General features: G+C 71.5%; 22 protein-coding genes. 11 read left to right on the top strand and 11 right to left on the bottom strand.

The features are described from left to right. Positions 1-57: 57 nt before the first annotated feature. Positions 58-429, bottom strand: a complete 372-nt coding sequence (locus tag ABZZ20_RS11980; RefSeq protein WP_356869274.1) for an ArsC/Spx/MgsR family protein — start codon at positions 427-429, stop codon at positions 58-60. Positions 430-536: 107 nt separating this feature from the next. On the opposite strand from ABZZ20_RS11980, the gene ABZZ20_RS11985 reads away from it, so the two are divergent. Beyond that, positions 537-812 carry a hypothetical protein gene (locus tag ABZZ20_RS11985; RefSeq protein WP_356869275.1) on the top strand — a complete coding sequence of 92 codons (276 nt, stop codon included), beginning with the start codon at positions 537-539 and terminating at the stop codon, positions 810-812. Positions 813-1,007: 195 nt separating this feature from the next. Here ABZZ20_RS11985 and ABZZ20_RS11990 read toward each other — a convergent pair whose 3' ends face one another. Next, positions 1,008-2,195 (bottom strand): PP2C family protein-serine/threonine phosphatase, encoded by a 1,188-nt coding sequence (locus ABZZ20_RS11990; protein WP_356869276.1) that lies wholly within the window; start codon positions 2,193-2,195, stop codon positions 1,008-1,010. 125 nt (positions 2,196-2,320) lie between these two features. Here ABZZ20_RS11990 and ABZZ20_RS11995 point away from each other — a divergent pair, with 125 nt between their 5' ends. The 3 genes from ABZZ20_RS11995 to ABZZ20_RS12005 all read left to right on the top strand — a co-directional run bounded on the left by ABZZ20_RS11995 (position 2,321) and on the right by ABZZ20_RS12005 (position 5,543). Then, positions 2,321-2,989, top strand: coding sequence for a VIT family protein (locus ABZZ20_RS11995; RefSeq protein ID WP_356869438.1), 669 nt, complete (start codon positions 2,321-2,323; stop codon positions 2,987-2,989). Between the two features lie 201 nt (positions 2,990-3,190). After that, positions 3,191-4,081, top strand: coding sequence for a TIGR01777 family oxidoreductase (locus tag ABZZ20_RS12000; RefSeq protein ID WP_356869277.1), 891 nt, complete (start codon positions 3,191-3,193; stop codon positions 4,079-4,081). Between the two features lie 205 nt (positions 4,082-4,286). Next, the gene (locus ABZZ20_RS12005) at positions 4,287-5,543 is read left to right on the top strand and encodes an FAD-dependent oxidoreductase (RefSeq protein WP_356869278.1); all 1,257 of its coding nucleotides are present in this window, start codon (positions 4,287-4,289) and stop codon (positions 5,541-5,543) included. Between the two features lie 126 nt (positions 5,544-5,669). Here ABZZ20_RS12005 and ABZZ20_RS12010 read toward each other — a convergent pair whose 3' ends face one another. Then, positions 5,670-7,112 (bottom strand): regulator, encoded by a 1,443-nt coding sequence (locus ABZZ20_RS12010; protein WP_356869279.1) that lies wholly within the window; start codon positions 7,110-7,112, stop codon positions 5,670-5,672. Positions 7,113-7,285: 173 nt separating this feature from the next. Here ABZZ20_RS12010 and ABZZ20_RS12015 point away from each other — a divergent pair, with 173 nt between their 5' ends. The 5 genes from ABZZ20_RS12015 (at position 7,286) to ABZZ20_RS12035 (ending at position 10,707) form a co-directional block, all read left to right on the top strand. Then, on the top strand, positions 7,286-7,600 hold the full coding sequence (locus tag ABZZ20_RS12015) for a hypothetical protein (protein WP_356869280.1): 315 nt from the start codon (positions 7,286-7,288) through the stop codon (positions 7,598-7,600). A gap of 77 nt (positions 7,601-7,677) precedes the next feature. Further along, positions 7,678-8,478 (top strand): lipoyl(octanoyl) transferase LipB, encoded by an 801-nt coding sequence (gene lipB / locus ABZZ20_RS12020; protein ID WP_356869281.1) that lies wholly within the window; start codon positions 7,678-7,680, stop codon positions 8,476-8,478. A 108-nt stretch (positions 8,479-8,586) separates the two neighbouring features. Then, positions 8,587-9,534: a lipoyl synthase gene (gene lipA / locus ABZZ20_RS12025; RefSeq protein WP_356869282.1), complete on the top strand. Its 948-nt coding sequence runs from the start codon at positions 8,587-8,589 to the stop codon at positions 9,532-9,534. A gap of 266 nt (positions 9,535-9,800) precedes the next feature. After that, positions 9,801-9,998, top strand: coding sequence for a hypothetical protein (locus tag ABZZ20_RS12030; protein ID WP_356869439.1), 198 nt, complete (start codon positions 9,801-9,803; stop codon positions 9,996-9,998). A gap of 10 nt (positions 9,999-10,008) precedes the next feature. Continuing rightward, complete coding sequence (locus ABZZ20_RS12035) at positions 10,009-10,707, top strand: DUF4191 domain-containing protein (RefSeq protein WP_356869283.1); 699 nt, start codon at positions 10,009-10,011, stop codon at positions 10,705-10,707. Between the two features lie 139 nt (positions 10,708-10,846). On the opposite strand, the gene ABZZ20_RS12040 is transcribed toward ABZZ20_RS12035, so the two are convergent. Beyond that, positions 10,847-11,314 (bottom strand): RDD family protein, encoded by a 468-nt coding sequence (locus ABZZ20_RS12040; RefSeq protein ID WP_356869284.1) that lies wholly within the window; start codon positions 11,312-11,314, stop codon positions 10,847-10,849. A gap of 186 nt (positions 11,315-11,500) precedes the next feature. On the opposite strand from ABZZ20_RS12040, the gene glnA reads away from it, so the two are divergent. Then, positions 11,501-12,910, top strand: coding sequence for a type I glutamate--ammonia ligase (gene glnA, locus ABZZ20_RS12045; protein ID WP_356869285.1), 1,410 nt, complete (start codon positions 11,501-11,503; stop codon positions 12,908-12,910). Positions 12,911-13,016: 106 nt separating this feature from the next. Here glnA and ABZZ20_RS12050 read toward each other — a convergent pair whose 3' ends face one another. Further along, positions 13,017-13,670, bottom strand: a complete 654-nt coding sequence (locus ABZZ20_RS12050; protein ID WP_356869286.1) for a TetR family transcriptional regulator — start codon at positions 13,668-13,670, stop codon at positions 13,017-13,019. Between the two features lie 85 nt (positions 13,671-13,755). Between ABZZ20_RS12050 and ABZZ20_RS12055 the strand changes: the two genes are divergently transcribed. After that, positions 13,756-14,532, top strand: a complete 777-nt coding sequence (locus tag ABZZ20_RS12055; RefSeq protein WP_356869287.1) for an SDR family oxidoreductase — start codon at positions 13,756-13,758, stop codon at positions 14,530-14,532. A 6-nt stretch (positions 14,533-14,538) separates the two neighbouring features. On the opposite strand, the gene ABZZ20_RS12060 is transcribed toward ABZZ20_RS12055, so the two are convergent. From ABZZ20_RS12060 to lpdA, 6 genes are all read right to left on the bottom strand, one after another. Beyond that, on the bottom strand, positions 14,539-15,060 hold the full coding sequence (locus ABZZ20_RS12060; RefSeq protein ID WP_356869288.1) for a DUF4240 domain-containing protein: 522 nt from the start codon (positions 15,058-15,060) through the stop codon (positions 14,539-14,541). Between the two features lie 216 nt (positions 15,061-15,276). After that, complete coding sequence (gene aceE / locus ABZZ20_RS12065; RefSeq protein WP_356869289.1) at positions 15,277-17,961, bottom strand: pyruvate dehydrogenase (acetyl-transferring), homodimeric type; 2,685 nt, start codon at positions 17,959-17,961, stop codon at positions 15,277-15,279. 218 nt (positions 17,962-18,179) lie between these two features. Continuing rightward, positions 18,180-18,803, bottom strand: a complete 624-nt coding sequence (locus ABZZ20_RS12070; RefSeq protein ID WP_356869440.1) for a GntR family transcriptional regulator — start codon at positions 18,801-18,803, stop codon at positions 18,180-18,182. A gap of 151 nt (positions 18,804-18,954) precedes the next feature. Beyond that, the gene (locus ABZZ20_RS12075) at positions 18,955-20,298 is read right to left on the bottom strand and encodes a hypothetical protein (RefSeq protein WP_356869290.1); all 1,344 of its coding nucleotides are present in this window, start codon (positions 20,296-20,298) and stop codon (positions 18,955-18,957) included. Positions 20,299-20,411: 113 nt separating this feature from the next. Then, complete coding sequence (gene sucB, locus ABZZ20_RS12080) at positions 20,412-22,202, bottom strand: 2-oxoglutarate dehydrogenase, E2 component, dihydrolipoamide succinyltransferase (RefSeq protein ID WP_356869291.1); 1,791 nt, start codon at positions 22,200-22,202, stop codon at positions 20,412-20,414. Between the two features lie 53 nt (positions 22,203-22,255). Next, positions 22,256-23,644, bottom strand: coding sequence for a dihydrolipoyl dehydrogenase (lpdA, locus tag ABZZ20_RS12085; protein WP_356869292.1), 1,389 nt, complete (start codon positions 23,642-23,644; stop codon positions 22,256-22,258). Between the last annotated feature and the right edge of the window lie 291 nt (positions 23,645-23,935).

The following is a 23,935-nucleotide window of genomic DNA, read 5'->3' on the forward strand; positions in this document are numbered from 1 at the left end:
TTGCGCTGCCGACGGGGCCGTCCGTGCAGGTCGGCCCGGTTCGGGCGGCGGCGGTGCTCAGTCCCGGCGGGACAGGGCGTCCCGGACCGCCTCCTCCGAGCGGGCGACCACTGCCGTGCCGTCCTGCGCGGTGATGATCGGGCGCTGGATCAGCTTCGGGTGCGCGGCGAGGTGGGCGATCCAGCGGGCCCGGGCCGTGTCCGTTTCCTCGCGCGGCAGGTCCGGTACGCCGGTTTCCTTCGCGAGCGGGTCGGAGGTGCGCGTGATGTCCCACGGTTCCAGGCCGAGCCGGCCCAGGACCTCGCGGATCTCGGCCTCGGACGGCACGTCCTCCAGGTAGCGGCGCACGGTGTACGAGGCGCCCTCCGCGTCAAGCAGGGTCAGTGCGCTGCGGCACTTCGAGCAGGCGGGGTTGATCCAGATCTCCATGGCGCCCAGCCTAGTCAGACCTCGTTTGGCCAGGGCCTTCTGTCAGTGGTCGCCGGTAAAATCGAGGGAGAACGACAGGACGCCAACTACCGTTTGGGAGGCTGTAGATGGCCACTGCCAAGACCACCGCCACGCACGTCACGCGCATCACGCAGGTCACGAAGAAGGCGCTGCCCGCAGGGCTGCCCCGCGAGTGGTACGAGAGCCACAACCGCCGCCTGAAGGCGATGCGGCTGGCGATATCCCTGCTCGACTCGGGGACGTACGACGCCCGTCGTGCCACCAACCGGAAGATCCGGACGATGGCCGTTCGGACGGGGATCCACCGGCCGTCGAATGTCACCTGCAAGATGGTGCGTGCGTTCATCACCAGCGGCAGCTGAGCTCGCCGCGCCGCGGCGGCGGTGCCGACCTTGCCGGCGGGGGAAATCGCCGGCAGGGTCGGCCCGGCGGAGGACATTCCGGTGATCTTGGCCCCCTTCATGGTCCCGTCGGCGTCGTCGGCGTCGTCGGCCCACGGCGCCGGTCTTGGCCACACTCGCGGCCTGGGCGGCGGCGCTGACCGCAGTCCGCAGTCATCACGCGCCCGGTTCCCCGCCCCGGCCGGCCGGGGCGGCCGGGTCCTCCGTGTTGCCCGGGCCGGCCGTGTTCCCCGGGCCGTCCGTGTCGCCCGGGGCTGCCCGGTCCGGCAGCGACAGCACCAGCAGGGCCACGTCGTCGCGGGGGCCGCCCTCGGTGAAGGCCAGCAGGTCCCGCCACACCGCCCCGGCCAGGCCCTCCGGGGCGCCCGCCAGGGCGGGCAGCCGGTCGGCCAGCGGGTAGAAATGCCCTGCCGCGTCCCGTGCCTCCGTTACCCCGTCCGTGTGCGCGAGCAGCCGGTCGCCGGGCAGCAGCGGTACGGCGGTCACCGTCGCCAGGGTCGGGCCGGCGAGCCCCAGACCCAGCGGAGGGCCGGGTTCCACGGCCACCTCCGACACCGTGAACGCCCGCAGTAACAGCGCCGGTGGGTGCCCGCACGAGACCATCCGTACGAGGCCCAGCCCGGGCGGGAACTCCAGCAGCAGCGCCGTCGCGAACAGTTCGGGTTCTTTGACGGAGGAGTCCACAGAGCTCGCGGTGTCCGCCAGGAGCCTACGGTCCAGTCGGGCGGCCACCTCCGCGAGCTCTGGATCGTCCAGCACCCCCTCCCGGAAGGCGCCGAGCAGCGCCGCCACCGTGCCGACCGCCGCCAGGCCGTGCCCCTGCACGTCCCCGACCAGTGCCCGCACCCCGTACGGCCCGGCCCGTACGTCGTACAGGTCCCCGCCGACCAGCGTGCCGCGCTGGGCGGCCCGGTACAGCCCGGCGCAGCGCACCGGACCCACCCGGTCCGGCACCGGCGGCAGCACCGCCAGCTGAGCTGCCTCAGCCACGGTCCGTACGCTGACCAGCTGCGCGTCGCGGCGCTGCCGGACCCAGGCGATCACCACGCTGAGTAGCCCGACCACCGCCACCGTGGCCAGGTCCGAGCCCCGCGCGTGCGCGATTCCGAGCCCCGGCATGCCGAGCAGTACGAGCACCAGCCCGGCGAAGACGGCGGTCCCGGCCGGCCCGTACGCGAAGGCCGCAACCGGTGGCAGGCCCGCCAGGAAGTAGCCGAGCTCCACGTCCGGGGTGATCCGCTGCGCGAGCGCCAGCACCACCAGTGCCACCGCAGGAGCGAACCGGGCCCAGCGCGGCGGTGGCTGTCCGTGCAGCCAGCCAGGCTCCTCGCGTCGGCGTCTCACCCCTCCACCCTGGTACGGCCGCCCGTACCGCGCACGCCGGGCCGGCCCGCCGGGTGGCCAAGCGGGTTCCTGGCACCGACAGTGGTCCCGTGACGGATGCGGATGGTGTGGAGCAGAGCGCGGCGATGAGTACGCGGTTGAACTGGTTGCGCGCGGGGGTGCTCGGCGCGAACGACGGGATCATCTCCACCGCCGGCCTGGTGGTGGGCGTGGCCGGGGCCACCACCTCGCGCTCGGCGATCTTGGCGGCGGGGGTGGCCGGGCTGCTGGCGGGATCGCTTTCGATGGCGGCGGGGGAGTACGTCTCGGTGAGCTCCCAGCGGGACTCGGAGCGGGCCGCGCTGGAGATGGAGCGGCAGGAGCTGGCCGATGACCCGGAGGCGGAGCTTGAGGAACTGACTGACCTGCTCGCGGCCAGGGGGCTGAGCCGGAGACTGGCGCGGGAGGCGGCGGAGCAGCTGACGGAGCGGGACGCGTTGCGGGCACATGCCGGGGTGGAGCTCGGGATCAATCCCGACGAGCTGGCCAATCCGTGGCACGCGGCGTTCGCGAGCCTGGTCGCGTTCACGGTGGGGGCGGTGCTCCCGCTGCTGGCGATCGTGTTGCCGGGGCCGTCGGAGCGGGTGCCGGTGACGGTGGTGTCGGTCCTGGCGGCGCTCACGTTGTGCGGGGTGATCAGCGCCGTGCTGGGGGGTGCGCCGGTCCTCCGGGCGGTCACGCGCAACGTCGCCGGTGGTGCGCTGGCGATGGCGGTGACGTACGCGGTGGGCACCTGGATGGGCACTGCTGCTTGAACCGGTCCCCGGTCCTTCCCGACTCGGCCCCGGGCGATCGACGCGCGGGGCCGGGCGGAGCCCGGGGAACCATCGAGGGGATGGGGCGGCCCCGGAGGGAGCGGGGCGCGCCGGGACCGGACGGGCGACCTCAGCTCCGGCCGCTTGGCGCGGCAGCTCGCTGCGCGGCGCAGCGGCATCGCGGACCTGCATGATGGGGAGATGCGCATCGCCATCACCGGCTCCACCGGCCTCATCGGCAAGGCTCTCGTACGGTCCCTGCGGGCAGACGGGCACGAGGTGGTCCGCTTCGTGCGGCGCACGCCCGCCGCACCCGACGAAGCGGCATGGGACCCGCGGCGCGGTCACGTCGACCCGGCCGGTCTCGCCGGTTGCGGGGCCGTCGTCCACCTCGCGGGGGCCGGGGTCGGCGAACACCGGTGGACCGAGGCGTACAAGAAGGAGATCCGCGACAGCCGGGTCGACGGCACCGACGCGATGGCCCGGGCCGTCGCCGCCCTCGACGAGCCGCCCGCCGTCTTCGTCAGCGGCTCCGCGATCGGCTACTACGGGGACACGGGCGACCGCGCCGTCGACGAGGACGCCCCTGCGGGGCAGGGCTTCCTGCCCCAGGTCTGCGTGGAATGGGAGGCAGCCGCCGCCCCCGCCCAGGACGCCGGCGTACGGACGGTCTTCGCCCGGACCGGACTGGTGGTCGCCGCCGAGGGCGGGGCCTGGGGCAAGCTGTTCCCGATCTTCCGCGCCGGGATGGGCGGCCGGCTCGGCAACGGCCGCCAGTATTGGTCCTTCATCTCCATGCACGACGAGATCGCCGCGCTGCGGCACATCATCGATACCCCGCAGCTGTCCGGCCCCGTCAACCTGACCGCCCCCGAGCCGCTGACCAACCGTGAGGTCACTGCGGCGATGGGCCGCGTGCTGCACCGGCCGACGTTGTTCCCCGTGCCGGCGCCGGTCATGCGCGCGGTGCTGGGGGAATTCGCCCAGGACGTGGTCGGCAGTCAGCGGGTGCGGCCCGCACGGCTGTTGGAATCCGGGTTCGTCTTCCGGTACCCGGGGATCGACCAGGCGATCCGGGCCGCGCTCGGTTAGCCACGGGTGCTGCCCGCGCTGCCCGCCGTAGCGCCGCTCGCCGCCCGGCAGTGCACGTGACGCCCCCGTGCGACCGTCTGTGCCCCGGATGCGACCGTCGTGCGACCGGAGCTGACCGTAATACCCCATCGAACTCGGGTTCCCCTGGAGTCGGTTGGGGGAAGGAGGTTCCCCACACAGCCGCGCCGACCTCGGGGAGGGGCACGTGCTCAGCAGCTCACACGGCGCCGCACAGCACGCGGACGTCGTCATCGTAGGAGCCGGGGTCTCAGGACTCGCGGCCGCACACCACTTGATAGCGGCAGGGGTCACGGTCACCGTCCTGGAAGCCGCCGACGATCCGGGCGGCCGGATGGCCACCGAGCAGGTCGACGGGTTCCGGCTGGACCGGATCGGACAGTTGCTCAACACCTCGTACGCCGAGCTCGATCGGACTCCCGGCCTGGCGGGCCTGGCCCTGCGGCCGTTCGCGCCGGGGGTGCTCGTCCACACCGAAGGCAAGCAGTTGCGCGCCGGGGCCCTCACCCCGGCCCGTGCGCTGGCCAGCGGCTCCTTCGAGCAGGCCCGGCTCAGCGCGTTCCTCGGCCGGCTCGCCGCCCTGCCGGTGGAACGCGTACTGGCCCGGCCCGAGCGCACGGCGCTCGCCGCCCTCCGTTCCCGGGCCCTCGGCACCACCCTGCGGCCCCTGTTGGCCGCCCTGCTCCGTGACCCGGAGCTCACCACCTCCAGCCGGGTCGCCGACCTCGCGCTGCGCACCTTCGCCCGCGGCCGGATCGCCGTGCCCGAGGGCGGCGCCTCGGCCCTGCCCGAACTGCTCGCCGCATCGTTGCCGCCCGGCACGGTGCGCAGTGGCGTCCGGGTCCGTTCGGTGGCGACCAAGCTGGTCACCACCGCGGAGCACGGCGACTTCAGCTGCCGCTCCGCCGTGCTGGCCACCGGGGCGCGGGCCGCCGCCGAACTGCTGCCGGGGCTGCGGGTGCCGGACTTCCACGAGGTCACCCTCATCCACCACGCCACCTCCGCGCCCCTGACGTGCGACGGTTCGCTCCTGCTCGACGGCGACCCGAAGTGGCCCGTCGCCCACACCGCCGTGATGAGCGCGGTCGACCCGACGCGGGCCCCGGTCGGTCGGAGCCTGGTCACCACCACCGTGCTGGGCCCGCCGCCGCCCGTGCGCACGGTCGCCTCGCGCCTGGCCCGGTTGTACGGGACGGGCACCCGGGACTGGGAGCTGCTGGCCGTCCACCACGCTCCGGAGGCCGTCCCCGCCATGCCGCCGCCCCACGACCTGCGCCGTCCGGTGCGGGTCCTGGCCGGGCTGTACGTGTGCGGCGACCACCGCGACTCCAACACCGTCCAGGGGGCGCTGCATTCGGCCCGTCGCGCCGCCACGGCCGTCCTGCGCGACTTCGGCATCCGCCTGCCCGCGAGCGCGGAGCACGCCCTTCCGGCGGTGGCCTGAGGCACCCGTCGTCCGGCCGTCGGCACCAGGGCCCGGTTCCCCCCTGCGGAACCGGGCCCACACCTCGTCACCGGTCGATCCGGCGCGCGTTCCGCCCGCGGCCGTCCACGACCGCCCGCGGGCCGCTCACGCCAGCGCGGCGACCCGGTCCCGGTAGGTCCGCACCGCCGAGGCGTCCCGGTACGGTTCCAACCGGCGCTCGAAGTCGCGTACGTACTCCACCGCGCGCACCGACCGCATCTCCATGGCCTGTTGCGCCGCCTCCGCACCCAGGGCGCACGCCTGGTCCAGCTCGCCCAGTCCCAGCCGGGCCGTGGCCAGCACCACCCGGCAGAACAGTTGGGAGCGCGCGAACCCCGGGGCCCGCAGCTGGAGCGAGCGCTCCGCGTGCTGCGCCGAGGCCCGGTACTGCTGGAGGTCCCGGTGGCAGTGCCCGAACTCGTCGGCCAGTTGCGCCTCGTCGAAGAACCTGGCCCAGTGCGGTACGTCGTCCCCCGGCCGGGCCGCACCCAGGGCGCGCTCGGCCCGTACCAGGGAGGCCGTCGAGGCCCGGACCTCGCCCAGCACCGCGTGCCCGCGCGCCTCCGCCGAGTGCAGGAGCGCCTGTACCACCGGCGGCGGTCCGGAGCCGAGTCCCTGTTGTGCCACCCGGGCCAGCTGCACGGCCTCCCGGCCGTGGCCGAGGTAGACGGCCTGCCGGCTCATGGTCACCAGCACGTACGAGCCGTACGGCCGGTCCGCGGCGGCCTGGGCGAGCCGCAGTGCCTGCACGAAGTAGCGCTGGGCGAGCCCGTGCGCGGCGATGTCGTACGCGGTCCAGCCGGCGAGCCGGGTCAGGTCCGCGGCGGCCGAGAAGAGCCGCCGCCCGGTGGTCTCCCCGTAAGTGCCGCGCAGCATCGGCTCGGCCTCGTGTTCGAGGTAGCGGACCAGGGCCTGCCGGGCGTGCCCGCCGCCGTAGGTCTGGTCCAGGGTCCGGAACAGCTCGCTCACGGAGCGCAGCGCCGCGATGTCCCCGCTGGTCACCCGCTGGCCCGGTCCGCGGTCGATCTGCCGCTGTCGGGGGAGCGAGGCGCGCCCCTGGAGGGGGACCCGGGCCGCCGCGGTCGGATCCGTGCCCCGGCTCACCCGCTCGTCGGCCCGCCCGATGAGCCAGTCCCGACTGGGCACGACCAGCCCGGCCGGGGTGAACGCGATCTTCCGCAGCTCGGTGTGGGAGCCGGAGTCCTTGCGCCACAGCCCGCTGGCGATGTCCACGGCCTCCTCCGGAGTGGCCGCGAACTCCAGGCCGGCGTAGACGGGGGCGCAGGCGTCCAGGCCCAGGTCCTGTGCGGAGAGCCGTCTGCCCAGGCGACGGGTGAAGACCTCGGCGATCAGCGCCGGAGTGGTCCCGCGCGGCTGCTGCCCGCGCAGCCATCGGGTCACGGAGGTCTTGTCGTACCGCAGGTCGAGACCGTGCTCCAGACCGAGCTGGTCGACGCGGCGGGCCAGGCCGGCGTTGGAGAATCCGGCTTCCGCGATCAGCGCCGCGAGCTGCCGGTTGGGGACGCGCTGGGCAGATCGTTCCGTCATCGGCTCCACGGTTTCCTGACGTGACGGACCGGAGTCCCGGCCCTGTGAACGGCGTGAATGTAGCGACGAACTCCACCCGTGCCGCCCCCTCTGTCCCACATTCATCCGATCGTGTGCAGAATCGGTAGGGCGCTTTACGGACCGAGCCCCGTCACACGCGTACGCTGCGCCCCATGAACCGCAGGCTCACCAGGGCGGAGCAGTCCGCAGACCCCACTGCGGCGCTCCCCGCGCCCGAGCTGACCGAGGCCGAGTGCAGACGGTGCGGTACGTACATCGCGGGGCTCGACGGGCGGTACGCGTGCGGGGTGTGCGGGTGGGTCAACGATCACTCGGAAGGGCACCGGCGGCTGCCGCGGGCCGACGAGGACCCGGACCGGCCGCCCCGGGGGCGCAGGCGGCCCAAGCCGCTGCCACCGGGGCCCGACCCGGAACCGGCCGGCGGGCCGTGGCCCGGGCCCGGGGGCGGGCCGTTGCCGGGCGCCTGAGGGGGCGGGAACCGGCCGCCGTACTCTTGGACGGGTGCGGTACGTGCACACGGCAGGTTCAACGAGGAGGCGCCGCGGTGGCTGAGCTTGAGTTTGTCCATCTGGGCTTCGGACCCGATTACGTCGAGTACACCGGGGCCTGGGAGGAGCAGCGGCGGGTCCACGCCGCGCGCTTCGCGGACGAGATCGCCGACACCTGCCTGCTGCTGGAGCACCAGCCGGTCTACACCGCCGGACGGCGCACCTCCGACAACGAGCGCCCGCTGGACGGCACGCCCGTCGTGGACGTGGACCGCGGCGGCAAGATCACCTGGCACGGTCCGGGCCAGCTGGTCGGTTACCCGATCATGAAGCTGCCCCGGCCGGTCGACGTCGTCGCGCACGTGCGCCGGCTGGAGGAGGCGCTGATCCGCACCTCCGCCGAGTTCGGCCTGGAGACCACCCGGGTCGAGGGCCGCTCCGGCGTCTGGGTGCTCGGCGACCCCGTGGAGGAGCGCCCCGGGATCGGCGGCCTCAGCCTCGACCTCGACCCGCGGATCGGCGACGACGAGTTCGACGCCCGCCTGGCCGGTCCCGAGTACGCCCCCTCGAACGCCGGCCAGCGCCGCGAGGACCGCAAGCTCGCCGCCATCGGCATCCGGGTCGCCAAGGGCGTCACGATGCACGGCTTCTCGTTCAACGTGAACCCCGACAACACCTGGTTCGACCGGATCGTGCCCTGCGGCATCCGGGACGCCGGTGTGACCTCGCTCTCGTACGAACTGGGCCGCGAGGTCACCATCGCCGAGGTGCTGCCGGTCGTCGAACGGCACCTGAAGGACGTACTGGAGCACGCGGAGCTGCGCCCCCGGGAGATAGAGCCGGTGGCGGGCGCGTAGCGGCCGGGAATGCGTCCGGTCATCCACCGGTTGGCCGACGTAAGAGCGTACGAAATTACGGGCGTACCCTGGTGGACGCCGAAGAATCGAAGTCACAGGGAGCCGGTCGTGTCCGCAGTCGCACCCGACGGACGCAAGATGCTGCGCCTGGAGGTCCGGAACAGCCAGACCCCCATCGAGCGCAAGCCCGAGTGGATCAAGACCCGGGCGAAGATGGGCCCCGAGTACACCAAGATGCAGGCCCTGGTGAAGGGCGAAGGACTGCACACGGTGTGCCAGGAAGCCGGCTGTCCGAACATCTACGAATGCTGGGAAGACCGCGAGGCCACCTTCCTCATCGGTGGCGACCAGTGCACCCGGCGCTGTGACTTCTGCCAGATCGACACGGGCAAGCCCGAGGCCCTGGACCGGGACGAGCCGCGCCGCGTCGGCGAGTCCGTCGTCACGATGGACCTGAACTACGCCACCATCACCGGCGTCGCGCGCGACGACCTGGCGGACGGCGGCGCCTGGCTGTACGCCGAGACCGTGCGCCAGATCCACGAGCAGACGGCGGGTCGCGAGGGCGGCCACACCAAGGTCGAGCTGCTCGCCCCCGACTTCAACGCGGTCCCGGAGCTGCTGGAGGAGGTCTTCGCCTCCCGCCCCGAGGTCTTCGCGCACAACGTGGAGACGGTGCCGCGGATCTTCAAGCGGATCCGTCCCGGTTTCCGCTACGAGCGCTCGCTCGACGTGATCACCAAGGCGCGTGCGTACGGCCTGGTCACCAAGTCGAACCTGATCCTCGGCATGGGCGAGGAGCGCGAGGAGGTCTCGCAGGCGCTGAAGGACCTCCACGAGGCGGGCTGCGAGCTCATCACCATCACGCAGTACCTGCGGCCCTCGCCGCGGCACCACCCCGTGGAGCGCTGGGTGAAGCCGGCCGAGTTCGTGGAGCTGGCGCAGGAGGCCGAGGAGATCGGCTTCTCCGGTGTGATGTCCGGGCCGCTGGTGCGGTCCTCGTACCGTGCCGGTCGTCTCTACCAGCAGGCGATGGAGAAGCGCGCGACCGTGTGACGCGCGCTACCCGGTGGACTGTGTGAACTCACGCACAAAGTCTTACCAACGAGTAACACCGCATGGACGCGGCCCCTAGGCTCTTCTTCGTAACGAAGAGCCCGGCGGGCCGCGTAAATGTTTCATCACCGTTTGACCGATCGGTCACGCCCTGGTAACACCAGTCAGTAACGATGGGTCCACGCACCGCACACGCCGTCGCGCACCGCTGCGACACCCCGCCGTGCACCCAGACCGACGTGAGCACCGTGAAAGGGATCGACATCATGCAGGCCGCGCCCGTACGCGCCATTGCCATTCCGTCGTTCACCGACGCCTTCCGGGGCATCGAGTCGCTGCTCATGAGCGGCGCCCGCCGCAACGCGTGGACGGCGGTCCTCGAAGACCGTCGCAGGGCCAAGGACCGGGTCGAAACCGAGCACGTACTCGAGGCCGCGGCGACCCGTCCTCCGCAGGCCACGTAAACTTCGCTGTATGGCGAGGAAGTCAAACGCAGAGACTGCTGCGAACCCCGGGCGACTGAAGCAGATCGCCCTGACGTACAAGATGACGCGCAAGGCCGACCCGAAGGTCGGTCTGATCGTCGCGGGCGTGGGAATCGTCACCTTCGGTGTCTTTCTTGCGATCGGCTTCCTGATCGACCACCCGGTCTACCTGGGCATCCTGGGCTTCCTGGTGGCGTTCCTCGCGATGGCGATCGTCTTCGGACGACGGGCCGAGCGGGCTGCCTTCGGGCAGATGGAGGGACAGCCGGGCGCGGCCGCGGCCGTACTGGACAACGTGGGACGGGGCTGGACGACCACCCCGGCCGTCGCGATGAACCGGAGCCAGGACATCGTCCACCGGGCCGTGGGCAAGGCCGGCGTCGTACTGATCGCCGAGGGCAACGCGAACCGGCTCAAGCCGATGCTCGCCGCCGAGAAGAAGAAGCTGGCCCGGATCATGCCCGACATCCCGGTCCACGACTTCATCGTCGGCACCGGCGAGGGCGAGGTGCCGCTGAAGAATCTGCGCACCACGCTGCTCAAGCTGCCGCGCGTGCTGTCCGGCCCGCAGATCACCCAGGTCAACGACAAGCTGCGCGCCATGGGTGACCTCATGAGCAACATGCCGCTGCCGAAGGGCCCGATGCCCAAGGGCATGCGGATGCCGCGCGGCGGAAAGATGCGCTGACCGGCTTTTCGTATACGACTCCTGTACGGAGATACGGAAAACCCACATAAGCGAAGGGGCGCCCCCGAGCCGGATGGCTTCGGGGGCGCCCCTGTGTCGTGCGCGCATGTCGTGCGTGCCGGTCCGTCGTGCGTACCGGTCAGATCCTCACCTGGACGGCGCGTGCCACCCTGTCGTGCAGGCCGCGGCCGTCACGGTCCCAGATCAGCGCCGGAACGACCAGGGCGAGCAGCACCGTGCGCAGCACCACCCGGCCGAAGCCGAGGCGCCCGCCGTCCTCCGAGACGACCCGCAGGCCCACGATCCGCTTTCCGGGGGTGAAGCCCACGGTGCCGAGGGTGAGGATGCTCAGCGCCACGAAGAGCACCAGCGTCCAGTTGCCCGTCGCGGCCGCGTTGCCGCCCGTGATCAGCCCGTATGCGATCACCTGGCAGCCGATCCAGTCGATGGCGACACCACCGAGGCGCCGGCCGAACCGGGCCGCGGAACCGGAGCCCTGCTGGGGCAGACCGAGCCGCTGGCCCGGGTAGCCGAAGTCGACGCCCATGTCCTCGGCGGCTGCGCGGGGGCCGGAGAGCCAGGATCCGATTGCTTGCCTGTTGTCCACCCCACCACGGTACCCGGGCGGTTCCACGACGATCCGTCGGGACCCTGGTTAACTTGTGCGAAACAAATGGGTCATGCTTGAGAAATCCCGTCTGCTTATGGTCGGGTCAGCGTGCGGCACCGCACTGACGCACCACGAGCTATAAAAAGCCCGCCCTGCCCCGGGGTCGGGAGTAGGAGGAGTTGGATGTTCCAGAACGCCGACGAAGTGAAGCAGTACATCGAGGAGAACGACGTCAAGTTCGTCGACGTCCGCTTCTGTGACCTGCCTGGTGTGATGCAGCACTTCACCATCCCGGCGCGGGCGTTCGACCCGGCGGAGGAGCTCGCCTTCGACGGCTCCTCGATCCGCGGCTTCCAGGCGATCCACGAGTCCGACATGGCTCTGCGCGCCGACATCACGACCGCGCGCCTGGACCCGTTCCGCCGCGACAAGACGCTGAACGTCAACTTCTTCATCCACGACCCGATCACGGGTGAGGCGTACAGCCGCGACCCGCGCAACATCGCGAAGAAGGCCGAGGCGTACCTCGCCTCCACCGGCATCGCCGACACCGCGTACTTCGGTCCCGAGGCAGAGTTCTACATCTTCGACAGCGTGCGCTTCGCGACCACCGCGAACGAGGGCTTCTACCACATCGACTCCGAGGCCGGCGCCTGGAACACCGGTTCCGAGGAGAACAACCGCGGCTACAAGGTCCGCTACAAGGGCGGTTACTTCCCGGTCGCCCCGGTCGACCACTTCGCCGACCTGCGCGCCGAGATCTCCCTCGAACTGGACGCCCAGGGCCTCCAGGTCGAGCGCCAGCACCACGAGGTCGGCACCGGCGGCCAGGCCGAGATCAACTACAAGTTCAACACGCTGCTCGCCGCGGCCGACGACCTGATGCTCTTCAAGTACATCGTGAAGAACGTCGCCTGGCGCAACGGCAAGACCGCGACCTTCATGCCGAAGCCGATCTTCGGTGACAACGGCTCGGGCATGCACGTGCACCAGTCGCTGTGGGCGAACGGCGACCCGCTGTTCTACGACGAGGCCGGCTACGCGGGCCTGTCGGACACCGCGCGCTACTACATCGGCGGCATCCTCAAGCACGCCCCGTCGCTGCTCGCGTTCACCAACCCGACGGTGAACTCCTACCACCGCCTGGTGCCGGGCTTCGAGGCGCCGGTCAACATGGTGTACTCGCAGCGCAACCGCTCCGCCGCGATGCGCATCCCGATCACGGGCTCGAACCCGAAGGCCAAGCGCGTCGAGTTCCGCGCCCCGGACCCGTCCTCGAACCCGTACCTGGCGTTCTCGGCCCTGCTCCTGGCCGGCCTCGACGGCGTCAAGAACAAGATCGAGCCGATGGAGCCGATCGACAAGGACCTCTACGAGCTCTCGCCCGACGAGCACGCGAACGTCCCGCAGGTCCCGACCAGCCTGGAGGACGTGCTCAAGGCCCTGGAGGAGGACCACGAGTACCTCCTGGCCGGCGGTGTCTTCACCCCGGACCTGATCGAGACCTGGATCGACTACAAGCGCACGCACGAGATCGCCCCGATCGCCCAGCGTCCGCACCCGCACGAGTTCGAGCTCTACTTCGACCTCTAAGCCGGCCGCTGGTCTGCCGATCTGCCGGAGCCCCGCCCCTCTCCTCGGAGAGGGGCGGGGCTCCGCCGTTTGCCGGCCGGCGCGGGACTCGGCCGCTGCCGGGGCCTCAGCGCAGCAGCTCCATCGCACCCGTCAGTTCGCGCAGGCAGCGGACCGCGAGTTCGGCGGGGGAGCCGGCACCCGAAACCGGGGCGTCGGTGGTGGACCAGAGTTCCAGCGAGATGCGGATGGCGTCCGTGGCCGCCGCTGCCAGCAGGCGGATCCCCAGGGGGTCCGCGCCCTCCCCGGCCAGCCGGGCGATCACCGGGACCAGTTGCTCCTCGGAGTCCTGGTTCACGCGGTACCAGACCGCGCGCAGGGCCGGGTCGGTCGCCGCAGCACGGAGCAGCCCGCGGGTCACCGCCAGGCCCTCCTCCACGGCCTGCGAGTCGCTGAGCGAACGCGTGACGGCGCGCTCCAGTGCTTCGGCGAGCGGGGTCCCGGGGGCCTCCTGCGCGAGCAGTCCCCGCCAGGCCTCTCCGCCGACCGAGAGCAGCGGGGCCACGGCCTCCTGCTTGTTGCGGAAGTAGCGGTAGAACGTACGCAGCGCCACGCCGGCGCGGTGCGCGATGTCCTCGGCGGTGGTGCCGTCGGGGCCGTGCTCGGCGAAGAGCGCGCAGGCCGCGCGGGCGATGTCGAGCTGGGTGGCGGCCTTGCGGCGCTCGGTCAGCGACTGGGCTCCGGGGCCGGCCAGGGGAGAGTACGGGCGAGGGGATCTCACGGGTGAAGCGTACCCTTCGGTCCCGGCGTGATTGCATTCTTTGACACTCTGGCAAAACGCGCCAGCGCACCGGTACGCTCGCGCCATGAACCGTTACGAAGGACGTCGGGTCCTCATCACCGGCGGCGGCTCCGGCATCGGCCGGGCCACCGTCCACCGCATCCTCGCCGAAGGCGGTCGCGTCCACACCGCGGACGTGAACGAGGCGGGCCTGAAGGCGACTGCCGAGCAGGCCCTCGCCGACGGGCACGCGGACCGGCTCACCACCGCCGTCCTCGACATATCCGACGAGGCGGCCGTGCGGGCCGGCGTCGCCGCCGCGGTCGAGGCCCTCGGCGGGCACGGGCTCGACGTACTGGTCAACGCGGCGGGCATCCTGCGCTCCGCGCACACCCACCAGACCACGCTCGACCTGTGGAACGAGGTCATATCGGTCAACCTCACCGGCACGTTCCTGATGATCCGCGAGTCACTCCCGGCACTGCTGGAGGGCGACCAGCCGGTCGTCGTGAACTTCAGCTCCACCTCCGCGTCCTTCGCCCACCCGTACATGTCCGCGTACGCGGCCAGCAAGGGCGGCATCCAGTCCATGACCCACGCGCTGGCCGCCGAGTACAGCAAGCAGGGCCTGCGCTTCGTCGCCGTCGCGCCCGGCTCCATCGAGAGCGGCATGACCACCGGCTCCGGCCCCGGGCTCCCCGAGGACACCGACTGGAGCCTGTTCGCCAAGCTCGCCCCCGCCATCGGCCAGGGCTTCGCCGGCCCGCAGACGGTCGCCGGCGTCGTGGCCATGCTGGGCTCCGAGGACGGTGCCTTCATCACTGGTACCGAGATCCGGATCGACGGCGGCACGCACTACTGAGCGGTCTCAGCCCCTGAAGCGGTCCCACAGCCGGGGGAAGCGCTCCGCGAGCACGGCTTCGTCCTCGAAGTCCAGCGGGGTGCCCTCCGGCTCCGCCGCCTGCAACGGAATCCCCAGGTCCGGGGCCACCGCTCCCGTCAGCTGCTCGTACGCCTCGTCGGCCGCGTACCCGAGCTCCTCGCCGTCCCCGTCGATCTCCTCGTCGAACTCCCCCAGGAGCTCCGCGAGCGCGTCGGGGTCGTGCACCCCGCCCTCGAAGACCTCCCGGCCCTGGCCGATCAGCCAACACCGGAAGTAGTCGAACGCGTCGTCGCTCGCGCCGTCGAGCAGCACCCAGGCCGCACCCCACAGGTCCCACGTGTACGCCCGGTTGTACCGGGACTCGAAGTGACGGGCGAAGTCCAGGACGGAGTCCGGGTCGAGCTGCACCAGCCGCTCCACGAGCAGTTCGGCGTGCTCCTCGGGGTCGCCCTCGGCGGCCTCGCGGGTACGGTCGACGATCTCCCAGAACTCCGTCTCGTCCATCACGGGTCCAGCATCACGGGTCCGCCCCCGCGCCGCCACTGCGAACACGGGGAAAGGCCGGTGTGCGACCCCCGCCCGGCCGCATTCCCGCAACCCCCGGACCCCCGCACCCCTCGGACCCCCGCAACCCCTCGGACCCTTCGGGCCCCTGGAAACGCGTGAGGCGGTCCACCCCACGGGGGCGGACCGCCTCACGGTCACGACTCGCTCGCGCCGGCCCTACAGGCCGTAGCGCTCGCGCGCCTCCTTGACGGACGACGCCGGTACCTCGCCGCGGCGGGCGAGCTGGGCCAGCGCGGCCACCACGATCGACTGCGCGTCGACGCCGAAGTGGCGACGGGCGCCCTCGCGGGTGTCGGACAGGCCGAAGCCGTCCGTGCCCAGCGAGGTGTAGTCCTGCGGAACCCACTGGCTGATCTGGTCCGGGACCTGGCGCATCCAGTCGGAAACCGCCAGGACCGGGCCGGGGGCGCCGTCCAGTACGCGGGTGACGTACGGGGTCCGCTCCTCGCCGCGCAGCAGGGCCTCGTCGCACTCCAGCGCTTCGCGCCGCAGCTCGCCCCAGGAGGTGGCGGACCAGACGTCGGCGGCCACGTTCCAGTCGGCGGCGAGCAGCTGCTGCGCCTCCAGCACCCAGTGGATCGCCGTGCCCGAGGCCATCAGCTGGACCTTCGGGGCGTCGGCGGCCGGGGCGGCCCCGGCCAGGTCGGCCGCCGTGTTGAAGCGGTACAGGCCCTTGAGGATGCCTTCCTCGACGCCCTCGGGCATCGCGGGCTGCACCTTCGGCTCGTTGTAGACGGTGAGGTAGTAGAAGACGTCTTCCGGCTGCTCGCCGTACATGCGGCGCAGGCCGTCCTTGACGATCACCGCGATCTCGTACGCGAAGGCCGGGTCGTAGTTGAGCGACGCCGGGTTCGTGGACGCGATCAGGTGCGAGTGGCCGTCCGCGTGCTGGAGGCCCTCACCGGTCAGCGTGGTGCGGCCGGCGGTGGCGCCGACGATGAAGCCCTTGCCGAGCTGGTCGGCGAGCTGCCACATCTGGTCGGCGGTGCGCTGCCAGCCGAACATCGAGTAGAAGATGTAGAACGGGATCATCGGCTCGCCGTGCGTCGCGTACGACGTACAGGCGGCGATGAAGTCGGCCATGGCGCCGGCCTCGGTGATCCCCTCGTTGAGGATCTGGCCGTCCTTGGCTTCCTTGTAGTACATGAGCTGGTCGCGGTCGACGGGCTCGTACGTCTGGCCCAGCGGCGAGTAGATGCCGGCCGACGGGAACAGGGACTCCATGCCGAAGGTGCGGGCCTCGTCGGGGACGATCGGAACCCAGCGCTTGCCGGTCTCCTTGTCCCGCATCAGGTCCTTGACGAGCCGGACGAAGGCCATCGTGGTGGCCATCTCCTGCTTGCCGGAGCCCTTGATCAGCGGGGCGAAGGAGCGCTCGGCCGGGGCCGGCAGGGCCACGTGGTGGACCGTGCGGGCCGGGGCCGGGCCGCCGAGGGCCGCGCGGCGCTCGTTCAGGTACCGGACCTCGGGGCTGTCCGCGCCCGGGTGGCCGTAGGGGACCTGCCCGTCGGCGAAGGCGCTGTCGGGGATCGGGAGTCCGAGCTTGTCGCGCATGCTCTTGAACTCGTCGATCGTCAGCTTCTTCATCTGGTGGTTCGCGTTCTTCGACTCGAACCCGGCGCCCAGCGTGTAGCCCTTGACGGTCTGCGCGAGGATGACCGTCGGCGCACCCTTGTGCTCCAGGGCGGCCTTGTACGCGGCGTAGACCTTGCGGGGCTCGTGCCCGCCGCGGGAGGTGTGGAAGCACTCGGCGATCTTCGCGTCGGAGAGCACGCCGGCCAGCTGCACGAGCTCGGCGTTGACACCGAAGAAGTGCTGGCGGATGTAGGCCACGTCGCGGGTCGCGTACGTCTGGAACTGCGCGTCCGGTACCTCGCGCAGGCGGCGTACCAGGGCGCCCGTGGTGTCGAGCTGGAAGAGCTCGTCCCAGGCGGAACCCCACAGGGTCTTGATGACGTTCCAGCCGGCGCCGCGGAACTGGGCCTCCAGCTCCTGGACCACGCGGAAGTTGGCGCGGACCGGACCGTCGAGGCGCTGCAGGTTGCAGTTGATGACGAAGGTCAGGTTGTCGAGCTGCTCGCGCGAGGCCAGGGCGAGGGCGGCGGTCGACTCGGGCTCGTCCATCTCGCCGTCGCCGAGGAAGGCCCAGACGTGCGAGTTGGCGGTGTCCTTGATGCTGCGGTTCTGCAGGTAGCGGTTGAAGCGTGCCTGGTAGATCGCGGAGAGCGGGCCGAGGCCCATGGAGACCGTGGGGAACTCCCACAGCCACGGCAGGCGCCGCGGGTGCGGGTAGGACGGCAGGCCGTTGCCGCCGGACTCCTGGCGGAAGTTGTCGAGCTGCTGCTCGGAGATGCGCCCGTCGAGGAAGGCGCGGGCGTAGATGCCGGGGGAGGCGTGGCCCTGGATGTAGAGCTGGTCGCCCGAACCGTCGGCCTCCTTCCCGCGGAAGAAGTGCTGGAAGCCGGTCTCGTAGAGCCAGGCGGCCGAGGCGAAGGTGGCGATGTGGCCGCCGACGCCGTACTTGGAACCGCGGGTCACCATGGCGGCCGCGTTCCAGCGGTTCCACGCGGTGATCTTGGCTTCCATCGCCTCGTCACCGGGGAACTCCGGCTCCGAGGCGGTGGGGATGGTGTTGACGTAGTCCGTCTCCAGCAGTTTCGGCAGGGCGAGGCCGGCGGCTTCGGCGTGCTGGAGGGTGCGGCGGAGCAGGTATTCGGCGCGGCGCGTACCGGCGGCCTTGGCGACGGCGTCGAGGGAGGCCGCCCATTCGGCGGTCTCCTCGGTGTCGCGGTCCGGGAGCTGATCGAGCTCGCTCGGAAGCTTTCCTACGGGGTCGGACATCGGTGTGCGCCGCCTTCCGGACAAAGGAGAGGTGGTGAAAAATCCCTGACGGGCAGGACAGGGTCGGTGGACCCGGTGGGGTCCACCGTCGACTGTAAATCGCTGATCGATGATCGATCAAATGAATGCGGCGAAGAAATGGCCATCTGGCGAAAGTCGGCACCGGGTGCCATGAAAATGGGCACCCGGTGCCGGGCAAATCGGGACGGAAAGGCCCGTCAGGCGCGCGGTGCGCACCCCAGGACATGCCGTTTCACCAGCAGCCCGATCTCCGGATCCTGGTTGCGGAACGCTTCCACGAGGGCCGCGTGCTCCTCCGCGTACGACTTCTGGACGGTACCGAGCCAGCGGATCGACAGCGCCGTGAAGACCTCGATGCCCAGGCTCTCCCAGGTGTGCAGCAGCACGCTGTTGCCGGCCGCCCGCACCAGCTCCCGGTGGAACCCGACGGTGTGCCTCACCTGCGCGGTTCCGTCCTCGGCGTGGTCCGCCTCCCACAGGGCCGCCACGTGCGGCTCCAGCGCCGAACAGTCGGCTGCCAGCCGGGGCGCGGCCAGCTCGGCCGCGATCTGCTCCAGGCCGGCCCGGACCGGGTAGATCTCCTCCAGGTCGGCCGCCGACAGGTTCCGTACGCGGACGCCCTTGTTCGGCGCCGACTCGATCAGCCGCAGCGTCTCCAGCTCGCGCAGCGCCTCCCGGACGGGCGTCTGGCTGACTTCGAGCTCGACGGCGATCCGCCGCTCGACGATCCGCTCGCCGGGCTTCCAGCGCCCGCTGACGATCCCCTCCACGATGTGCTCGCGGATCTGCTCGCGCAGCGAGTGCACGACGGGTGGGGTGATCATCGGGGCTTCATCTCCTGTGGGGCGCGCATGGCTTCGATGCGTAGACAATACGGCCGAGTGGGCCCTCGGGATGCGTTCCCGGTCTGGGGCGCCGGGTGAGGCTGGTTACAAGGGGCTCCGGACGGACGCGTTACTCGCCCGGGCCGGGTCACCGGTCGGCCACCAGGGTCAGGGCCGTCAGCCGGCCCACCGACAGTCGGTACGCGCCCTGCTCCGGCGGCGGGAAGGCGGCGCGGTAGCGGCCCCCGCCCAGGCTGTGCAGGGTGCGGGGCGCCGCTCGGTTGCCGTCCGCCGGGCAGAGCTCCGCCGTGAGGAGCAGGTGGTCGTGGGGGGCCGTGACCGTGACCTCGTACGGGGTCCCGGCGGCCAGCAGGGCGGGCGCCTCGACGCCCAGGAGGGCGGCGAGGGGTTCCTCGTCCCGGGGGACCGGGGGCGTGTGGCCCAGTAGGCCCCACAGGGCGTTCCGTACGCCCCAATTGTTCTGTAGGGAACCGTGCTGTTCGTACGGGGTGCCGGATCCGGTCCCCGCGAGGTCGTCGCCGGCCGCGTCCGTCGGGAGGGCCGCGCGGCGGGGGACCGTACCGTCGCCGTCGCCGTCGCCGTCGCCGTCGCCGTCGCCGACGTCGAGCAGCAGGCGGTCGTCGGCGTAGTGGGCGGTCGTCGCCGTGGGTTGGCCGACGCCGAAGACCGCGTGCAGCTCCGCCCGGGGCGGGGCGCTGCGCAGGTCCGCGTGGAAGCGGGCCGCGTCCGCCAGCAGGGCCGGGTCCACGCCCGGCAGCCCGGGAAGGTCGCGGGCGTGCGCGAGGCCGCCGGGGCCGGTCATGCAGGCGTAGTCGGGGGCCAGCTGGTGCAGGGACGGCAGGCTACGGGCGAAGGGGCCGAGGTCGAGCCCCAGGACGCGCTCGCCGTTGACCAGGTGGGCCAGGGCCAGCGGGGAGCCCCGGTGCGGGGTCCCCAGGGTGATCAGGCGGCGGGTGATCTCGTGGCCGCCGAGGCGTTCCACGTAGTGCCGGGCGATGAGCCCGCCCATCGAGTGGCACAGGAAGACCACCCGGGCCTCGCGGCGCTCGGGGGCCGAGGCCCGCCAGCGTTCCAGCTCCAGGTCGATCCGGCCCTTGAGGCGCTCGGCGTTGTGGCGGCAGGACAGCCGCCAGTCGTACGGGAAGGTGAGGAGGTTGTCCGACACGGACAGCGTGAAGTGCCGCTCCAGCCAGCGCAGCAGATCCGTGTAGCCGTCCACCGGGTGCCAGATGCCGGGGACGACGTGCAGGTCGGGCATCAGGCCCACGGGGACGATGCCGTCGCCGGGGTCCGCGTCGCCGATGTCCTTCGGCAGGCGGAGGGTGTCCAGGGAGGCCCCGAAGGTGCGCAGGCCCCGTAACAGGGCGCCGCCCGACAGGTCCCAGACGGCTCTGCCGTCGGCGTCCGCCAGCCGGCTTCCCATGATGCCCGGCAGCACCACGACGAGATCTGTTATCCGTGCACGTGTCATACGACGCCCCCCGCGATGTCACATTGGATCAACCAGGGTAAGACGACGGCGCCCCCGCCCGAAGTGGTTCGGGCGGGGGCGCCGTGCGCGTGGCTGCCGGTGCGGCGTCAGCCTCAGAGGCCGAGCTCGACCTCGAACTCGCCGGCTTCGAGGATCGCCTTGACGGCCGAGAGGTACCGGGCCGCGTCCGCGCCGTCCACCAGGCGGTGGTCGTAGGACAGGGTCAGGTACGTCATGTCACGGACGCCGATGACGGTGCCCTCGGGGGTCTCGATGACCACCGGGCGCTTGACCGTGGCACCGATGCCCAGGATGGCGACCTGGTTCGGGGGCACGATGACCGTGTCGAACAGCGCACCGCGCGAGCCGGTGTTGCTGATGGTGAAGGTCGCGCCCGACAGCTCGTCCGGCGTGATCTTGTTGCCCCGGACCTTGGCGGCCAGGTCGGCGGTCGCCTTGGAGATGCCCGCCAGGTTGAGGTCACCGGCACCCTTGATGACCGGGGTCATCAGGCCCTTCTCGGAGTCCACGGCGATGCCGATGTTCTCCGAGTCGAAGTAGGTGATGGTGCCCTCGTCGTCGTTGATCCGGGCGTTGACGACCGCGTGGGCCTTCAGCGCCTGGGCCGCGGCCTTGACGAAGAACGGCATCGGCGAGAGCTTGACGCCCTCACGGGCCAGGAAGGACGCCTTGGCCTGCTCGCGCAGCTTCATGATCTTGGTGATGTCCACCTCGACCACGGAGCTGAGCTGAGCCTGCGAGTGCAGCGCCTTCATCATGTTGTCGCCGATGACCTTGCGCATGCGGGTCATCTTGACGGTCTGACCGCGCAGCTCGGACACCGCGGCCGGGGCCTTGGCGGCGGCGGCCGGGGCGGCGGCGGCCGGAGCCGGGGCGGCAGCGGCGGCCTTGGCGGCCTCGGCGGCGGCCAGGACGTCCTGCTTGCGGATGCGGCCACCGACACCGGTGCCCGAGACCGAGGACAGGTTGACGCCGGACTCCGAGGCGAGCTTGCGCACCAGCGGGGTCACGTACGCGCCCTCGTCACCGGTCGTGACCGCGGCGGCGGGGGCGGCCGGCGCGGCCACGGGGGCCGGGGCAGCCGGAGCGGCCACCGGAGCCGGGGCAGCAGCGACCGGAGCCGGGGCAGCGGGAGCCGGAGCAGCAACCGGAGCCGGAGCGGCAACCGGAGCCGGGGCGGCAACCGGAGCCGGGGCGGCAACCGGGGCCGGCGCGGCCACCGGGGCGGCAGCGGCCGGAGCCGGAGCGGCGGCCGGAGCGGCGCCGGCGACGCCGATGACGGCCAGACGGGCGCCGACCTCGGCGGTCTCGTCCTCGCCGACCAGGATCTCCAGCAGCGTGCCGGAGACCGGGGCCGGGATCTCGGTGTCGACCTTGTCCGTGGAGACCTCAAGCAGCGGCTCGTCGGCTTCGACGGACTCGCCGACCTGCTTCAGCCAGCGGGTGACGGTGCCCTCGGTGACGCTCTCGCCCAGGGCGGGGAGAACGACGTCCGTGCCGGCGGCGGGGGCCGCAGCAGCGGGGGCCTCGGCAGCGGGGGCCTCGGCGACCGGTGCCGGGGCGGCAGGGGCCTCGGCGACCGGGGCCGGCGCGGCCGGAACCTCGGCGACGACCGTCTCGACGGCCGGCGCGGCAGCCGCGCCCGAACCGTCGTCGATGACGGCCAGCTCGGCGCCGACCTCGACGGTCTCGTCCTCGGCGACCTTGATGGAGGCCAGGATGCCGGACACGGGCGACGGGATCTCGGTGTCGACCTTGTCGGTCGAGACCTCGAGCAGCGGCTCGTCGGCCTCGACGCGCTCGCCCTCGGCCTTCAGCCAGCGGGTGACAGTGCCCTCGGTGACGCTCTCTCCGAGCGCCGGAAGGGTTACGGAAACCGACATGGTTTCAGTTGCTCCTTACGAAAGTGCGGTAGTGGTCGTCGCGCCCGTGACGATTAGTCGTGTGCGTGCAGCGGCTTGCCGGCCAGGGCCAGGTGGGCCTCGCCCATGGCCTCGTTCTGGGTCGGGTGCGCGTGGATGAGCTGCGCGACCTCGGCCGGCAGGGCTTCCCAGTTGTAGATCAGCTGGGCCTCGCCGACCTGCTCGCCCATCCGGTCACCGACCATGTGGACGCCGACCACGGCACCGTCCTTGACCTGGACGAGCTTGATCTCGCCCGCGGTCTTCAGGATCTTGCTCTTGCCGTTGCCCGCCAGGTTGTACTTCAGGGCCACGACCTTGTCCGCGCCGTAGATCTCCTTGGCCTTGGCCTCGGTGATGCCGACCGAGGCGACCTCGGGGTGGCAGTACGTGACGCGCGGCACACCGTCGTAGTCGATCGGGACGGTCTTGAGACCGGCCAGACGCTCCGCGACCAGGATGCCCTCGGCGAAGCCGACGTGCGCGAGCTGCAGCGTCGGAACGAGGTCACCGACGGCCGAGATGGTCGGCACGTTGGTCTGCATGTACTCGTCGACCAGGACGTAGCCGCGGTCCATCGCGACGCCCTGCTCCTCGTAGCCCAGGCCCTGCGAGACCGGGCCGCGGCCGACCGCGACCAGCAGCACCTCGGCCTCGAAGGTCTTGCCGTCGGCCAGCGTGACGCGCACGCCGGTCTCGGTGTACTCGGCCTTGTCGAAGAAGGTGCCGAGGTTGAACTTGATGCCGCGCTTGCGGAACGCGCGCTCCAGCAGCTTCGAGCTGTTCTCGTCCTCGACCGGGACGAGGTGCTTGAGGCCCTCGATCACGGTGATGTCGGAGCCGAAGGACTTCCACGCCGACGCGAACTCGACGCCGATCACGCCGCCGCCCAGGACGATCGCGGACTCGGGCACGCGGTCCAGGACCAGCGCGTGGTCCGAGGAGATGATGCGGTTGCCGTCGATGTTCAGGCCCGGCAGCGACTTCGGCACGGAGCCGGTCGCCAGCAGGACGTGGCGGCCCTGGATGCGCTGGCCGTTCACGTCGACGGAGGTCGGCGAGGAAAGGCGGCCCTCACCCTCGATGTAGGTCACCTTGCGGGAGGCGACCAGGCCCTGCAGACCCTTGTACAGGCCCGAGATGATCTCGTCCTTGTACTTGTGGACACCCGCGATGTCGATGCCCTCGAAGGTGGTCTTCACGCCGAACTGGGCGGCCTCGCGCGCCTGGTCCGCGATCTCGCCCGCGTGCAGCAGGGCCTTCGTGGGGATGCAGCCGTTGTGCAGGCAGGTGCCGCCGAGCTTGTTCTTCTCGATCAGGGCAACGTCCAGACCCAGCTGGGATGCGCGCAGAGCCGCGGCGTAACCGCCACTGCCACCGCCGAGGATCACTAGGTCGAAAACGGTGCTGGCGTCGTTCGCCACGTCACGTCCTCCATGCATGTGCGCCGGGCACCGGTCCTCTGTGACCGGGCGGCGGCTGGTAATCGGCCGCTTGATTCTTCGGCCCTGTGGTGGGGGCCCTGTCCTGCCGAGAACCCATCTTCGCATTTGTCGGGGGAACGCGGGACGCCGGGCCCGGACTGTGACGGGCCGTTCTGCCCGGACGAGGGGTTACCGAGGCGTAGAAACCTACGGATTTCGTTGTGGGTGAACGACCCCGGGGCCTCGATGGACTGATCATCGAGGCCCCGGGATGCGTCACGCGTCACATGT

Origin of the sequence: Streptomyces sp. NPDC006430 (assembly GCF_040612395.1) — a bacterium.
Taxonomy (GTDB): Bacteria; Actinomycetota; Actinomycetes; order Streptomycetales; family Streptomycetaceae; genus Streptomyces.